Origin of the sequence: Rhodococcus sp. Leaf247 (assembly GCF_001426185.1) — a bacterium.
Lineage (GTDB): Bacteria > Actinomycetota > Actinomycetes > Mycobacteriales > Mycobacteriaceae > Rhodococcoides.
Genome location: NZ_LMRP01000001.1, coordinates 574680 through 588910, shown reverse-complemented (window position 1 = coordinate 588910; position 14231 = coordinate 574680). Strand labels below are relative to the sequence as shown.

The window sequence follows — 14231 nt, the reverse complement described above, 5'->3', positions numbered from 1 at the left end:
AGTGACGGCCTCGCGATGGAAGGAACACGTAGTTTCGCTTCACCTCGTTGATACGCACCACCTGCCTTACGTTCGTCTACCGATCCGTGTGGCTTGCAGAATCGACGATAACCCCGCCGTCACCTGTTGTCCAGAGGAAGTCGACCTGCGCGTCAGCCGGCCTTCACGTCACGCTCGTTCGGGACGCAGTGCGTCATCTCCAGGCCGGTCACGTCTCGGGGGCCGTTCTTGCCCAGGTTCGCTCGACGCTCGTTCTCCTCGTCCGAGAGTGTCTGCGAGGCAAGCGGTTCGAGTCCGCGGACGTCGTCGGCGGTGATCGACAGACCGTCACCGACCCGCGCGCCCAGTTCGTCGTCGGCCATCAGGAAGTGCCACACCATGCGCTCCTGGACCTCACGGGTCGCCTCGGAGATATTGGCGACCAGGTTCGCCACCAGATCGTCCTTCTCCCACTGATCCATCAGCTGGTAACGCTGACCCGCCTGCTCGTAGTCGTTCGTGCGATCGATCCGCTTGCGGGTGAGGCGACCCGAGATCTCCGGACCCTGCTCGTCGTGCGTCGGGTACTGCGCTTCACGCAGCCCGCCGGTGATGGACGGCTCGTAGTTGACATGGGGATTGCCCCCGTTACGGTCCACCGCGTACTGCATCTGGCCGCCCTGCTGATTGGTGGCGACGGACGCGTTCTTCGGCTGGTTCACCGGAAGCTGCAGGTAGTTCGGCCCCACCCGGTAGCTGGGTGTCGGAGTAGGAGAACGTACGACCCACGAGCATCTTGTCGTCGGAGAAATCGAGCCCGTCCACCAGAACGCCGGTGCCGAAGGAGATCTGCTCGTTCTCGGTGAAATGGTTCGAGACGTTGCGGTCGAGAACCGTGCGGCCGACGACCTTCGGCGGGAACTCGTTCTCCGGCCAGACCTTGGTGTCGTCCAACGGGTCGAAGTTCAGCTCCGGGTGCTCGTCGTCGCTCATGAGCTGAACGCGCAATTCCCATTCCGGGTAGTCGCCGTTCTCGATGTGGTCGTACAGATCCTTGCTCGCGTGGCCGAGATCCTGGCCCTGGACGACAGCGGCGTCGGCCTCGGTCAGAGACGAGACACCGGCCTTCGGGATCCAGTGGTATTTCACCAGGTGGGTCTCGCCCTCCGCGTTGACCCACTTGTAGGTGTTGACGCCGAAGCCCTGCTGGGTCCGATAGTTGGCCGGAATCCCGCGGGGCGAGAACAGGTTCACGAGCATGTGCGTCGCCTCGGGCGTCTGCGACATGAAGTCGAAGATGCGCGCCGGTTCCTGGCGGAACGTCACCGGGTCGGGCTTGAGCGCGTGGATGACGTCCGGGGACTTGATGGCATCGCGGATGAAGAAGACCCCGAGGTTGTTGCCGACGAGGTCCCAGTTGCCGTCCTCGGTGTAGAACTTGATCGCGAAACCGCGCGGGTCCCGTGCGGCTTCCGACGAATCGCGTCCGCCGATCACGGTCGAGAACCTGATGGCGAGATCCGTTCGCTTGCCGGCCTCGGCGAACAGCTTGGCGCGGGTGTACCTCTCGATGGGCTCGTCGCCCCACTTCCCGGTGGCCTCGAAGTAGCCGTAGGCGACGGCGCCGCGGGCGTGGACGACGCGTTCGGGGATGCGCTCGCGATCGAAATGGCTGATCTTTTCGAGGAAATGGTAATTCTCGAGTGTCGCCGGGCCTCGCGAGCCCACGGTGCGTTGGTTCTGGTTGTCGTAGACGGGGTGCCCCTGACGATCGGTCAGGATGTCCCGGTCGTCGTCGGGTGTAGATCCCTGCGACGCAACGTCTGTCATGTGCTCGACTCCCTCGTGGCTCTGTCGTGTTCGTTCGGTGCAACGGACCGCGTACCCGCCCTCCGGGCGGAGAAACGTCGTCACGAACAATGGGCAGGATGAAGACGAGCGCCGGAATTCTGCTCTTCCGCGGCGAGCCGACGAACCTGGAAGTTCTGCTGGCGCACCCCGGTGGTCCGTTCTGGTCTCGGAAGGACGCCGGTGCCTGGTCGGTTCCCAAGGGCGAGTACGACGCGGAGACCGAGGATGCTCGATCGGCGGCCGCCCGCGAGTTCGAGGAAGAGTTGGGGTCGCCGGTGCCGAGCGGGGAGTGGATCGACCTGGGCACGGTCACACAGTCGCGCGCGAAGACCGTCCGCGCGTTCGCCGTGCGCGGCGATTTCGATCCGTCGACCGCCGTCAGCAACGAGGTGGAGATGCAGTGGCCCCCGACATCGGGGCGTCGGATGGTGTTTCCCGAGGTCGATCGGGTGGAGTGGTGCGACTCCGAGTCCGCTCGACTGCGCATCCTGGTGGGCCAACGTCCGTTGCTCGACACACTGGATCGTCACATCCGGGGCACCTGAGGCGCAGGTCACGAGTTTGCCCCATCCGTGCGTAGGCATTGCTCGGCGTATGGATGTACCTACCGTCGGGGCGGAGGAGGAGTTCCTGCTCCTCGACCCCCGGACAGCGTCGCCTCTGGAGTGCAACCGCGAGGTGGCTGCGACGAGCGAGTCGCGTTCGGGGATCACGCTGGACATGGAGCTGACGGCATGCCAGGTGGAGACCACCAGCCCGGTGGTCACGGACATGGACGATCTGGCCGAGGCCTTGACCACCTCTCGCGCCGCAGTCGGGGACGCGTCGGCGAGACACGGCGCGGTGGGCGTGCCGATGGGAATCGCCCCCGTGCATCCGCCGGGGCAGGTGCGGACGACGGTGGCCGACGACTCGCGGTATCGCCGTATCGCCGTATCGCCGTATCGCCGAGCGCTTCGGGCCGATCGCCGATCAGGCAGTAGTCTGCGGATGCCATGTGCACGTGGCCGTGCAGTCCCGAGCCCACGCGGTGGCTGTCGCTACGGCTGTCCGACCGTGGTTGCCGACACTGCTCGCGGTATCCGCGAACTCCCCGATCTACGACGGAGTCGACACGGGGTACGCCAGTTGGCGATCGGTGCAATGGTCGCGATGGCTCAGCGCGGGCCCGCCTCCACACCTGCGGTCCGAGGCGGAGTACGACCGCGAGGTCTCCGAGATGATCCGCGCGGGAACGATTCTCGACGACGGGATGGTCTACTGGGATGTCCTACCGTCGCGGCGACTACCGACCGTCGAGATACGCGTCGCGGATGTTCCTGCCGACAGTGCCGACACCCTTCTTCTCGCACGTCTGTGTCGCGCTCTGGTCATGAGTGTCGATCCGGAAGTCGATGCACCCGTCGTTCCGGACAGCAGATTGCGGCGGGCGTACTGGCTCGCCGCTCACGACGGACTGGACGGGGACGCCGTGGATCCCGCGACCGGAATCGTCCTGCCGGCCGCGTCTCGACTCGCCGATCTGGTGGCGCGTGTGCGAGACGCCCTGACCGTGACCGGCGACCTCGAGTCGGTGGAGACCCACATCGACGCGCTCCTGGCGCGCGGGAACGGTGCACGCCGCCAGCGAGAGATGCTCGCCGCGGGATCGAGCGTGCCCGAGGTGGCGACATCTCTCGCCGTGCCGCACTCGGTCGGTGTTCAGGCGGCTCCCTGACCTCCGCCGCCGCCTTCGGTCATCCCTTCGTCGCGCTCACCGTCGGAATTGCGGAACTCGTCGAGCGTCGCCTCGGCCGCATCGCCCGTCTGCTCGCCGGCGCCGTCCGGGGTGTGGTGCAGGTCGTCCTGGTCGGCTCCGCCGTCACGTTGTTCCGGAATGTCGCCCGCGGCCTGCTTCGCCTCGTCGATCTTCTCCTGTACGGAGTCGAGCTTCGCGTCCAGTTCGTCTGCCATGAGATCTCCTTCGATCGTGGGGCATGTGCCTCGTCACACGTTTTCCCCGTCGTACCGACGGGTAACCGTCCGGTGTCACCGAATGACGCGGGGCGGTCGTTCAGGCTGCTCTGGCACCGAACTCCTACCACCTACTCACAGGGGGACAACACATGGTCAGCACCACCGCACACACCGACCGGGCGACACTCGTCGCCCAGTTGCGCGCGCTTCTCGCACTCACCAACACCGAGGTGCAGGTCGCCGAGACCCGCGTTGCGCAGGCACGGACGGAAGCTGTCCGCGACGAGCTGCTGCAGAACGCGTCCAACGGTCGCGATCGCGCTGCTCGCATCGACGCCACCATCCGCGACCTCGGCGGTTTCCCCGGCGTCGTCGCACCCGTCGTCGGACGGCTCAGTGCGCTGCTCAAGTCGATCGGTGAGCAGGCACAGCCCTTCGACGAGGCACTGCTGGGAGACCTCGCTCTCGAACACCAGCTCCTCGACCGCTCGCGCTACGTGAAGGCGCTCGCCACGACTGCCTCCGCGCCCGCGGTGGTGTCGCTGGCCGACGACCTCGTCACCGCGCACTCGGCAACCGTCGAGTGGCTCACCACAGTCCTCGCGGAAGATGCTCTAGGTGGCCCCGCCGCCCTGCGCCGCACGCCCATCCAGGCAGCGACCGGTGCTGCAGTGCGTCTGATCAACACTCCCGTCACCTGGTCGAGCCGGGGCGTCGACCGCGTGGTCGGCACGGCCAAGGACGTCCCCGCCAAGGTGTCGACTCTCATCGGTCGAGGCCAGCGTGCCACCGAGCTCGCCGTCGACACTGTCACCGCGAGCCGCGACGCTGCTCTCGAGACGGCCGAGGACGTGACACGTGAGGGCGGCGCCACCGGTGTCGCCGACGCCATCCACCGCACGCGTGCGGCCGGTGGGACGCTCGACGAGCAGGAACTGCCGATCGACGACTACGACTCCCTGAACGTCTCCGCTGCCGTCGCGGAGATCAAGGAACTGACCGACCCGTCGGATCTCCGCACGGTGGTCGCCTACGAGGAGCGCAACAAGAACCGCCACTCGGTGGTCTCGGCAGCGCAGACTCGTCTGGCTGCCCTGGCTAAGGACATCGTCGGCATCTCCTGATCGACCCCGAACGTGAGAAGTGCCCCCGAGGACGGATCCTCGGGGGCACTTCTCATGGGTGCTACCTAGTTGCGTGTCACGGTGGTGCGAGGTCCGGTGTCGCGGGGCACGGGTTCGCGCCCCGATCGGTCGGGGAGGCTGCCGGTTCCACACCGCGCCATGACTGCTTCCCACCATTCCTGCCGCGGACTCGGATCGGTCCAGACGACTGTGTCGGTATCCATCTTCTCACTCCTGTCGAAACACCTCGATGTGTCGACGCCTCACTTCTCGAGCGCTGTGACAGGGGTTACCCCGATCGGGACCTGTACACACCGTCGTCAACGCCACCAGGTCTCGCTGGGGGTGACCGGTGTGGTCCGCTTGTGCCGCGTCTTGAGGAACCAGTTCTCGATGGTCGCAGCGGCGTCGTCCGGAACGTCCTCGCCCTCGAGGTAGGCGTCGATCTGGGCGTAGGTCACGCCCAGGGCTTCCTCGTCCGGAAGCGCCGGCCGATCGTCCTCGAGGTCTGCCGTCGGAACCTTCTTCCACGTGCTCTCGGGCGCTCCCAGCTCACGCAGCAATGCAGCGCCCTGCCTCTTGGTCAGACCGGTGACCGGGGTGAGGTCGACTCCGCCGTCGCCGTACTTGGTGAAGAAGCCGGTGACGGCCTCGGCCGCGTGGTCGGTGCCGACGACCAGCAGATTGCGCTCGCCTGCCAGCGCGTACTGGGCGACCATGCGTTCCCGCGCTTTGATGTTGCCGCGGACGAAGTCGCGCAGCCGATCGACTCCCAGGGCTGCGGCCGCGGCACCGGCGGCGCCGTCCACCGATGCCTTGATGTCGACCGTCGCCGTGGTGTCGGGCTGGATGAAGTCGAGTGCGATGGTCGCATCGTCCTCGTCCGCCTGGGTGCCGTAGGGGAGCCGTACGGCGACGAACTCCGCCTTTCCTCCGCTCGCGCGGACACGTTCCGCCGCGAGTTGGCACAGGCGTCCGACGAGCGTGCTGTCCTGCCCGCCGCTGATACCGAGCACGAAGCCCGCGGTGCCGGTGGCGACGGCGTAATCGGCGAGAAAGCCCACACGCGTGTCGATCTCCGCTGCGGGATCGATGGTCGGGCGGACCTCGAGTTCGGTTCGGATGGTGTCGCGAAGAGTCGGCATGAGACCAACGCTAGCGCCGATCCGCCCGATGTGACACTGCGGGAACGAAGTGTTTGCCGCCGACGAGACCGGGAATGTCCGGAGGTCCACACATTCTCCAGAGGGGATCGACCAGAGATGTCGCAACACACCGAGAGCGACGAGCTCATCGAGGCGGACGCGGCCGAACCGGAACAGCGAGTCGACACCGACGACGATCTCGCCGAGATCTGTTCCGAGATAGCGGACCTCGCACTCTCGCGCGACCTTCGTATCGCCACCGCCGAATCACTGACCGCCGGGAACATCGCCGCCAACCTGGGTCGCGCCCCGTCGTCGGGCACCTGGTTCCGCGGCTCGGTCGTCGCCTACGCGAGCGAGGACAAGTACACGCTCCTGCAGGTTCCGCGGGGCCCCGTCGTGAGCGAGGAGGCAGCGACCGCCATGGCCAGCGGGGTGGCATCCGCGACCGGCGCGAACCTCACCGTGGCCGTCACCGGTGAGGCCGGACCCGAGACGATGGAGGACGTGCCCCCCGGCACTGTCTGGTTCGGGGTCGACGACCACGGGACCGTCAGCGCGGAACGCGTCGTTTTCGAGGGCGACCCGAAGGACGTCCTCGCGGCGACCATCGAACGTGCGCTACGCCTGCTGCGCGACCACGCCCGGTCAGGCTCCGAGAGCCAGTAGCGCGATGTCGTCGATCGGGGAGAGGTCGGGGATCAGGGCGACCAGATCCTCGACCACCTTCGCCGTGGACAAGCCGAGGCGGGCCTGCGTGAACTGTGCGAGTCCGTCCTCGCCGAACATCGTCCGGCCGTCGGGGCGCGCCTCGGTGATGCCGTCCGTGTAGAGGAGCAGGGTCTGCCCCTCCTCGAGCCGGAAACTGCACGAGCTGAACGTGGCGTTCTCGAGAGCGCCGACGAACATGCCCGTGCTGGAACGGATCTCGTGCACTTCTCCGCGCGCAGGGTCGAGCAGCAAGGCGGGCGGATGCCCTCCCGTTGCGAGAGTGACGCGGAACCCGCCGCGGGGGTCCGGAGTGATGAAGCCGAACAGCACCGTGCAGAAGCGCTGGTGCGAGGTGTCCATCAGGAGCAGGCGGTTGAGCTCCGCGAGTCCCTCGGTGGGGTCCTCGTGGTGCAGTGCCGCCGCGCGCAGGGTGTAGCGCACCAACGACGTGACCGCCGCAGCGCCGGCGCCGTGACCCTGCACGTCGCCGAGGAAGAACGCCCACCGGTCGTTGCCCAACGCGAAGACGTCGTAGAAGTCACCACCGACCTGCAACGGCGACGACGCGTGATAGTGCGACGCCAGCGTGAGGCCCTCGATCGTGGGGAGCGACGGCGGCAACAGCGTTCGCTGGAGTACCGCGGCGTAGTCACCGATGATCGCCGCATCCGATTCGGCTCTGGTCCGCAACTCGCGCTCGGCGCGGACCTTCGTCGCCGCGGACAGGCGCAGCTCGAACTCGTCCATGGCAATGTCGGCGAGCTCCATGAGGATATCCGCACGATCGTCGGACACGCTACGTGGAGTGACGTCGTACACGTTGACGGTGCCGAGACGGAATCCGTCGGCCGTGACGATCGGTGCGCCCGCATAGAAGCGGATGCCCAGCTCACCACGGACGAAGGCGCTGCCGGCGGTGGACGGATCAGCCAGCGTGTCCGCTGCGACGAAGGGGCCGTCGTGCGTCATGGCCATCGTGCAGAGGGCGTCGTGACGTTCCGTGTGGTCGGGCAGTCCGTCGCCGTAGGTGGCGGTGAAGCGCACCAGATCGGCGTCGATGATGGACACCGAGGCGTACGGAGCGTCGAACCACCGAGCGGCGAGGCGAGCGATGCGAGCGAAGGCGCCGTCCGCGGCGGTGTGCTCGACGTCGTAGCGTGCCAGTGCTGCGAGACGTGCCAGCTCGGCGGAATGCGCTGGATCGGGACCGAGGTCGATCGGTTCCATCGCGGTTCGCGACGATGCACGCCTCGGGGAGTCGAAGACATGGGCGGCGTCGATCGGATGCGAGGCGTAGATCGGCCTCGACGGTGCGTTATCGGCCGGGACGACCTGACGGGGATGAAGTGCAGTCATGGGGCCTCCGGAAGAACGAGAGCGAGGGTGCTCTCCCCGGGGCTGGAGGAGACAAGGCTCCGTATGGGGCCTCAGCAGTTACGGGAAGTCTACGAGACGAGGCCGCCGGTGTCGATCTCCCACCCGGTGTTCATCTCCCGGGTGCCGCGTCGACATCCCACGCCATCGTCACGGTGGTTCCCGAATCCGCGGAAGACAACGTCACGTCGTCGGACAGCGTCTCGATGAGAGGCAGACCCCGGCCGCGCAGCGGGCCCGGCGACGACTCGGACCAGGTGCCGTGGTCGCGCACAGCGACCTCCAGGCGTGGGGCATCGAAGGTGGCCTGGAGATCGAAGACGCGTCGACCGCGGCCCGTGGCCGCCGGTCCGTACGCGTGTTCGACGACGTTGGCCATCGCCTCGTACACGGCCAGGACGATGTCGTAGGCCCGTGTCGAATCGAACGGCGTGTGCCGGAGCCAGGCGCCGAACCGCACCCGAGCATCGGTGATGCGCTGGGGCTCGGCGTCCAGATCGGTCAACGACAACTGGGTGGGCGGATGGCGGTGCTCGGTCGTCGCGTCGTCGATCACAGGTGCAGGAGTACCCCACGCGTGACCAGTCCTCACACCGGGAGCACCGCTCATGCGGGATCGGTCGCGCGCGACCCGGACGAACGGACGGCCGCCAAGGCCGCCTCGCGGGTGTCGAGAACCGGGAAGGTCTCGTCGAGACCGACCAACTGCAGAGGTCGAGCCGTTGCCGCACCGCGGGCGACGACCGCGAAAGCGACGTTCTCGCCGACCGCCTGATGAGAGGTGACCAACACGGTCATCCCTGCGGACGCGAGGAAGTCGACGCCCGTGAGATCGATGACGAGAGCACCCGACGCTGTGGTGCGCACGGCATCGACCGCGTCCTGAAGTATCGGCGCGGTGGCCAGATCGAGTTCGCCCACGACAGTCAGAACGGCTGCGTCGTCGTGCCATTCGGTGTCGACACGGAATGCGTCCGTGGTGTTCTCGGCGATCGACATCGGATGCCTGCCTTTCGGTGTTCGGTCCAGAAAGGCCATTCAAGCAGCCGAGTCCGACCGATGCCACACCGGCTCGAACTCTCGCACGTCCGGTTTGACGGGCCGTCACGGGGGTAACGGCGTGCGATGAACTGTCTCCCACGGACCCGGTCACCCCGTGGACATCGCCTGGAGCACCGTCCTGTCGACCGGCTCCCTGCCCGCGACTGCGGGCCACCACCGAGCGACGAGGCCCGAGCATGACCGAGGAGGTCCGCGCATGACCGAGGTTGCTGATCGCGTCACCGTCGTCATGATCACGCACAACCGTCGAGCGGAGCTGGAACGGACACTGAAACACATGACCTCGCTGTCCGACGAGACTCCGATCGTGTTGGTGGACAACGCCTCCACGGACGGCACGGTCGAGATGGTCCGGGACCTGTTCCCCGAGGTGCGGCTCCTGGCGCTGTCGGAGAACCTCGGCGGGGTCGCACGCAACCGCGCCGTCGACATCGTCACGACGCCCTACGTGGCGTTCTGCGACGACGACACGCGATGGCAGGAGGGTGCGCTGTCCCTGGGGGCAGCGCGTCTCGACGCCTACCCGGCCGTCGCCACGGTCACGGGAAAATGTCTGGTCGCCCCGTCGCTGGTCGAGGATCCGATCACGGCCGAGTTCCGGGACAGTCCGATCGAGGGACCCTCCTGGCTGCCGGGGCCGGCGCTGCTCGGAATCATGGCGGGGCTGACGATGATTCGCGTCTCGGCGTTCCGGCGGGTGGGTGGATTCTGCGAGAGGATGTGGCTCGGCGGCGAGGAAGAACTGCTCGCGCTCGATCTCGCTGCCGCCGGGTGGTGGATGGTGTGGGAAGAACACATGGTCATCGAGCACGAGCCGTCGGTCAGCCGGGATGCGACCCGTCGACGCCAACCCGGTATCCGGAACACGCTGTGGACGTTGTGGTTGCGGCGGCCCGTTCGGAGCGCTGTCCGTAGAACGGTCGCGGTGCTCCGGTCGGCTCCCCGCGACCGCGCGACGGCATCGGCGGTGTGGGAGGCGATGATGTCGGCCGGGTGGGTCATTCGTCATCGCAAGCCCGTACCGCCGGCCGTGGAACGGGGTCTCGTCCTACTCGAGGAACCCCAGTCCCGATCCGCGGCCCGTCGCTACGTGGGATAGCAGCACGGCCTCACACGAGGTCCAGGCGACCGTCTCTCGTTCCGTCCTCGGCCATCTCGGCGTGCTGCGCGACAACCGGTTCCGGCAACAGTGATCGAAGGACACGTTCGGTGTCCACGGCGATCTGCTCCCACGAGTAGCGCGCGTGGGCGCGGTCGGCGGCCGACATGCCGTACCCGGTGCGGCGACCCTCGTCGGCGAGTAGTCGACGCACGGCGTCGGCCACTGCGGCGGGTGTCCGGCGGTGCACTAGGACACCGGTGACCCCGTCGATCACGGTGTCCAGGAACCCACCGACCGCGGTGGCGACCACCGGGATGCCGCACGCCATCGCCTCGAGCGGAACGATGCCGAACGGCTCGTAGGTGGGCGTGCAGACCACGATGTCCGCCGACCGGAGAAGGTCGGGCATCGACTCGTGCGATACCTGCCCGACGAGGCGCACGCGGTCGGCCACGCCGTGAGCGGCGGCGATCTGCTTGAGGCGTTTGGCCTCGGCATCGTCGGAGACGTCGCTACGCTCGCCGCCGGCAATGATCAGGTCGGTGTCGGGGACCGAGGCGAAGGCTGCGATCGCCAGGTCGAAGCCCTTGCGCGGCACCAGTCTGCCCACCGCGACGAGGCGTCCTCGGCGAGTCGGGTCGGCCGATGCTATCGCTGCGGGTTGGAACTGTTCGAGGTCGACACCGCACGGCACCACCGAAATTCGGCGTCGCGGGATGCCCATCCGGACGAGTTCCGTCACCTCGTCGGAGCAGGTGGCAATTACGTGGTCCGCGCTGCGTGCGATGAGCCTTTCGATCTTCGTGCGGCTCGGGGGAGAGGTGTCCCGAGTGCCTTGGTGCCGCTTCTTGACTACACCGAGCGCACGGAAGGTCACGACGGTCGGGATGGCGAGGGGGCCGGCGGCGAGTTGGGTCGCGAGACCCGACATCCAGAAGTGTGCGTGCACCACGTCCGGACGATCCGCCATCCAGTGCTCGGACAGACCGGCGGCGAAATCGCCCATGAACGGCAGCAAATCGTCCTTGGCTATCGGTGCGGGTGGACCGGCCGGCACGTGGACGACCCGGTAGCCGTCGGGGGCGGTGACGTCGTCGGGGAGGTCGGTCGAGTCTCGTCGAGTGAAGACGGAGACGTCGTGGCCCCGGTCGACGAGAGCGGCAGCCAATGCCGCGACGTGGACGTTCTGGCCTCCCGCGTCGATGCCGCCGAGCGCGGCGAGCGGGCTTGCGTGTTCAGACACCATGGCGATACGCATGAGGAATCCGTCCCTCGGAACAACGGTTGCGAGACGTCGCTGGTGACTGAACGACGTCCCTTTCTGTCGGTGGTGCGGGTCGAGCGGTCGGCAAGTCGTGTCGTCGGCGTCAGCGAAGGACGCGCACGCCCACTAGCCGTGAACGTGCCACAGCAGCACCGACATGGATTCGGACATCTCCGAGGTATAACCCGGATCGTGTGAAGAAAACATCCGACCGGACTACCTGCTCCGAATACCTGCCCCCTACTTCAGGGGATCGTTACCCCAGTTCATCAAGGAGTAGCGCCAGCGCGAGTGCTCCACGTCCTTCGACGGCCCCTGCGCGCGGTGCCGATGGACGTAGCCGACGACCTTGTGCATCGCCTTGACGTCGTCGTCGGTCAGATCCGATTTCTTCGTGTCCAGGATGTCGGTGATCCGTCGACCCATCTCGTGTCCTGTCGACTCGCCGTCCTTCGAGTCACCGACCGACTTGGATTCGTCCGTTGCCAACCAGTCCGAGAGTTCCTTCCTGGTCATGTTCACCGCGTCGTTCCAGTCGTCCCAGATGTCGTCCAGGCCGTCGGGGGTTCCGCTCTTCTTCGTATCCGTCATCGACCGGACGTTCCCCGCACCGGAGGGTCGCAATCCTGGCCCGGGAGCAGTGCCGCCGTTTGACTCGTTGCGTGACGGGCAGCCATGCGGCCGAGACCATTCGACCGTAGGAGGCACCGATGCATCCGAATTCATTGCGTACGTTGACCGAGTCGAGCGAACCGTTCGTGTCCGTCTACTTCGAGGACTCCCACGACACCGAGGACGGCCGGACCCGCCTCGAACTGTCGTGGCGGGGGATCGAGGAGGAGCTCCGACGGAACTCCTCGTCGGAGGAGACGGTGGACGCTCTCCGCGCTGCGGTGCTGGACGCGCCGCCGGCCGTCGGGCGGAGCGGTCGCGGATTGATCGCCGCGGGATCGACGGTGCTGATCGACGAGCGACTGATCGGCCCGCCGGTCCGAACCGAGGTCCGGGTCTCCGAGTTGCCCTACCTCGTGCCGCTGTTCGATCACGGGCCGGCAAACCTGAGCTACCTCCTCGCATGGGTGGACCATGCAGGGGCCGACATCACCGTGCAGAGCAGCGGCGGAACCCACCAGGAGACGGTCGACGCGGTGTCCGGACCGATCCACCAGGCCGCCGGGGCGGAGTCCGCCGGGTACGGCACCCCGCAGCGTCGGACCGACGACGCGGCGAGACGCAACGTGGGCGCGGTGGCGGACCGGGTGACCGAGCTGGTGGACCAGCGGGCACTCGATGTCGTGTTCGTCGCCGGTGAGGTCCGCTCGCGGTCCGATCTCCGTGGCGCACTCCCGGAGCGGACGGCCGACGTCGTCGTCGACCTGGACATCGGGGCGCGCGGCAGCGGTGACCACAGCGAGGAGCTCGGCCGCGCGATCGACGAGGAGATCGAGCGTCGACGTCTCGCCGCGATGGACGACGCCGCGCAGACGTGGTCCGCGGAGCTCGGTCGCGGGTCGGGACTGGCGATCGACGGGGTGGACGACGTCTGCGCGGCGCTCCGCGACGGCAGCCTCGCGACGGTGCTGATCGGTGATCTTCCCGACGTCACCGTGGTCTCGGACGAGTCACCCACCATGATCGCCCCGGACCCCGATGCGCTGTCGGCGTTCGGCGTGTCACCGACCCGCACATTGCGGGCCGACGAGGCCGTTCCGTACGGCGCGCTGCACATCGACGCCGAGGTGATCCGGGTCGACGAGAGGATCAGTCCGCGCGACGGCATCGAAGGGCTGCGCAGATACGCCGTCTGATCGCGGGCCGCAGCGCGCTCCGTGCGACGATCTGGCGATGAGTGTGTTGGTGTGCTTCCATGCCCATCCCGACGACGAGGTGTTCGGCACCGGCGGCATCATGCGTGCAGCGGCCGATGCCGGCCACCGCGTCGTTCTGGTGACCGCCACGGACGGTGCGCTGGGAGAGTTCCCGGAAGGACTGCTCGCGGACGGTGAATCGCTGCACGATCGGCGTCGACTCGAGCTCGAGCGGTCCGCAGAAATACTCGGTGTCCAGCGAGTGGTCATGCTCGGATACGCGGACTCCGGAATGGCGGGAACTGACGGCAACGACAACCCGATCGCCTTCGCCAATGCGCCGGTGGAGGAGGCTGCTCGTCGTCTTGCCGACGTCCTCGACGAGGAGCAGGCCCGCGTGCTGACGGTGTACGACCCCAACGGCGGCTACGGCCATCCCGACCATGTGCAGGTGCATCACGTCGGAGTTCGTGCGGCGGAGCTCGCCTCGGTGCCGTTCGTCTACGAGGGGACGATGAACCGCGACCGTATGCGCGAGATGATGGCGGCCAATCCCAACTGGGATCCGTCCGAGAACGACGAGGCGCCCCAGCTCGACATCGAGTCCTTCGGACTTCCGGAGTCGGAGCTGACCACGGCCGTCGACGTGACGGGCGTGCTGGCCGCCAAGCGTGCGGCGATGGTGGTGCACGAATCGCAGATCGGCGACTTCGGCCCGTTCATCCCGATGTCCGACGCGGATCTCGCATCGGCCTTCGGGACCGAGTGGTTCCGCCGGATCGTGCCCGCCGTCGATGCGCCGCGGACGGTGAAGGAGACCGCGCTGCCCTTGTGAGACGGTTTGGCCTCGGGTCC

The 14231-nt window shown here is 67.3% G+C and carries 16 protein-coding genes and 2 pseudogenes; 8 read left to right on the top strand and 10 right to left on the bottom strand.

Annotation, left to right across the window (positions count from 1 at the left end; all coding sequences use genetic code 11):
• Window positions 1-152 precede the first annotated feature (152 nt).
• Together ASG64_RS22225 and ASG64_RS02720 are read right to left on the bottom strand one after the other, a co-directional pair.
• Window positions 153-461 carry a catalase-related domain-containing protein gene (locus tag ASG64_RS22225; RefSeq protein WP_327212887.1) on the bottom strand — a complete coding sequence of 103 codons (309 nt, stop codon included), beginning with the start codon at window positions 459-461 and terminating at the stop codon, window positions 153-155.
• 186 nt (window positions 462-647) lie between these two features.
• Window positions 648-1809: pseudogene (locus ASG64_RS02720) on the bottom strand (catalase); the annotation flags it as partial.
• Window positions 1810-1907: 98 nt separating this feature from the next.
• Between ASG64_RS02720 and ASG64_RS02715 the strand changes: the two are divergent.
• The 3 genes and pseudogenes from ASG64_RS02715 to ASG64_RS21095 all read left to right on the top strand — a co-directional run bounded on the left by ASG64_RS02715 (window position 1908) and on the right by ASG64_RS21095 (window position 3547).
• The gene (locus tag ASG64_RS02715; RefSeq protein ID WP_056069796.1) at window positions 1908-2375 is read left to right on the top strand and encodes an NUDIX domain-containing protein; all 468 of its coding nucleotides are present in this window, start codon (window positions 1908-1910) and stop codon (window positions 2373-2375) included.
• Window positions 2376-2424: 49 nt separating this feature from the next.
• Window positions 2425-2700: pseudogene (locus ASG64_RS22290) on the top strand (glutamate-cysteine ligase family protein); the annotation flags it as partial.
• Window positions 2701-2704: 4 nt separating this feature from the next.
• On the top strand, window positions 2705-3547 hold the full coding sequence (locus ASG64_RS21095) for a carboxylate-amine ligase (protein ID WP_156388240.1): 843 nt from the start codon (window positions 2705-2707) through the stop codon (window positions 3545-3547).
• On the opposite strand, the gene ASG64_RS02705 is transcribed toward ASG64_RS21095, so the two are convergent.
• Window positions 3532-3783 (bottom strand): hypothetical protein, encoded by a 252-nt coding sequence (locus ASG64_RS02705; RefSeq protein ID WP_056069791.1) that lies wholly within the window; start codon window positions 3781-3783, stop codon window positions 3532-3534. The genes ASG64_RS21095 and ASG64_RS02705 overlap by 16 nt on opposite strands.
• Before the next feature lie 152 nt (window positions 3784-3935).
• Here ASG64_RS02705 and ASG64_RS02700 point away from each other — a divergent pair, with 152 nt between their 5' ends.
• Window positions 3936-4910: a hypothetical protein gene (locus ASG64_RS02700; protein WP_056069788.1), complete on the top strand. Its 975-nt coding sequence runs from the start codon at window positions 3936-3938 to the stop codon at window positions 4908-4910.
• A gap of 65 nt (window positions 4911-4975) precedes the next feature.
• Here ASG64_RS02700 and ASG64_RS21425 read toward each other — a convergent pair whose 3' ends face one another.
• Complete coding sequence (locus tag ASG64_RS21425; RefSeq protein WP_156388239.1) at window positions 4976-5134, bottom strand: hypothetical protein; 159 nt, start codon at window positions 5132-5134, stop codon at window positions 4976-4978.
• A 96-nt stretch (window positions 5135-5230) separates the two neighbouring features.
• Window positions 5231-6055 (bottom strand): ammonia-dependent NAD(+) synthetase, encoded by an 825-nt coding sequence (gene nadE, locus ASG64_RS02695; RefSeq protein WP_042573645.1) that lies wholly within the window; start codon window positions 6053-6055, stop codon window positions 5231-5233.
• Between the two features lie 117 nt (window positions 6056-6172).
• On the opposite strand from nadE, the gene ASG64_RS02690 reads away from it, so the two are divergent.
• A complete protein-coding gene (locus tag ASG64_RS02690; protein WP_082518004.1) occupies window positions 6173-6724 on the top strand; it encodes a CinA family protein in 552 nt (183 codons plus the stop codon).
• Here the strand turns inward: ASG64_RS02690 and ASG64_RS02685 are convergent.
• The 3 genes from ASG64_RS02685 to ASG64_RS02675 all read right to left on the bottom strand — a co-directional run bounded on the left by ASG64_RS02685 (window position 6704) and on the right by ASG64_RS02675 (window position 9139).
• A complete protein-coding gene (locus ASG64_RS02685; protein ID WP_235579467.1) occupies window positions 6704-8122 on the bottom strand; it encodes a PP2C family protein-serine/threonine phosphatase in 1419 nt (472 codons plus the stop codon). The genes ASG64_RS02690 and ASG64_RS02685 overlap by 21 nt on opposite strands.
• A gap of 130 nt (window positions 8123-8252) precedes the next feature.
• Complete coding sequence (locus ASG64_RS02680) at window positions 8253-8696, bottom strand: ATP-binding protein (RefSeq protein ID WP_052493142.1); 444 nt, start codon at window positions 8694-8696, stop codon at window positions 8253-8255.
• Window positions 8697-8746: 50 nt separating this feature from the next.
• A complete protein-coding gene (locus tag ASG64_RS02675; protein ID WP_042573644.1) occupies window positions 8747-9139 on the bottom strand; it encodes an STAS domain-containing protein in 393 nt (130 codons plus the stop codon).
• Window positions 9140-9398: 259 nt separating this feature from the next.
• Between ASG64_RS02675 and ASG64_RS02670 the strand changes: the two genes are divergently transcribed.
• Window positions 9399-10301, top strand: coding sequence for a glycosyltransferase family 2 protein (locus ASG64_RS02670; protein ID WP_056072525.1), 903 nt, complete (start codon window positions 9399-9401; stop codon window positions 10299-10301).
• Window positions 10302-10311: 10 nt separating this feature from the next.
• Here the strand turns inward: ASG64_RS02670 and ASG64_RS02665 are convergent, their stop codons facing one another.
• Window positions 10312-11562: a glycosyltransferase gene (locus tag ASG64_RS02665; RefSeq protein WP_056069785.1), complete on the bottom strand. Its 1251-nt coding sequence runs from the start codon at window positions 11560-11562 to the stop codon at window positions 10312-10314.
• Window positions 11563-11808: 246 nt separating this feature from the next.
• A complete protein-coding gene (locus ASG64_RS02660) occupies window positions 11809-12159 on the bottom strand; it encodes a DUF3140 domain-containing protein (protein WP_056069783.1) in 351 nt (116 codons plus the stop codon).
• A 119-nt stretch (window positions 12160-12278) separates the two neighbouring features.
• Between ASG64_RS02660 and ASG64_RS02655 the strand changes: the two genes are divergently transcribed.
• Together ASG64_RS02655 and ASG64_RS02650 are read left to right on the top strand one after the other, a co-directional pair.
• Window positions 12279-13376, top strand: coding sequence for an Rv2629 family ribosome hibernation factor (locus ASG64_RS02655; RefSeq protein WP_056069780.1), 1098 nt, complete (start codon window positions 12279-12281; stop codon window positions 13374-13376).
• Window positions 13377-13413: 37 nt separating this feature from the next.
• On the top strand, window positions 13414-14211 hold the full coding sequence (locus ASG64_RS02650; protein ID WP_056069777.1) for a PIG-L family deacetylase: 798 nt from the start codon (window positions 13414-13416) through the stop codon (window positions 14209-14211).
• Window positions 14212-14231: the final 20 nt, after the last annotated feature.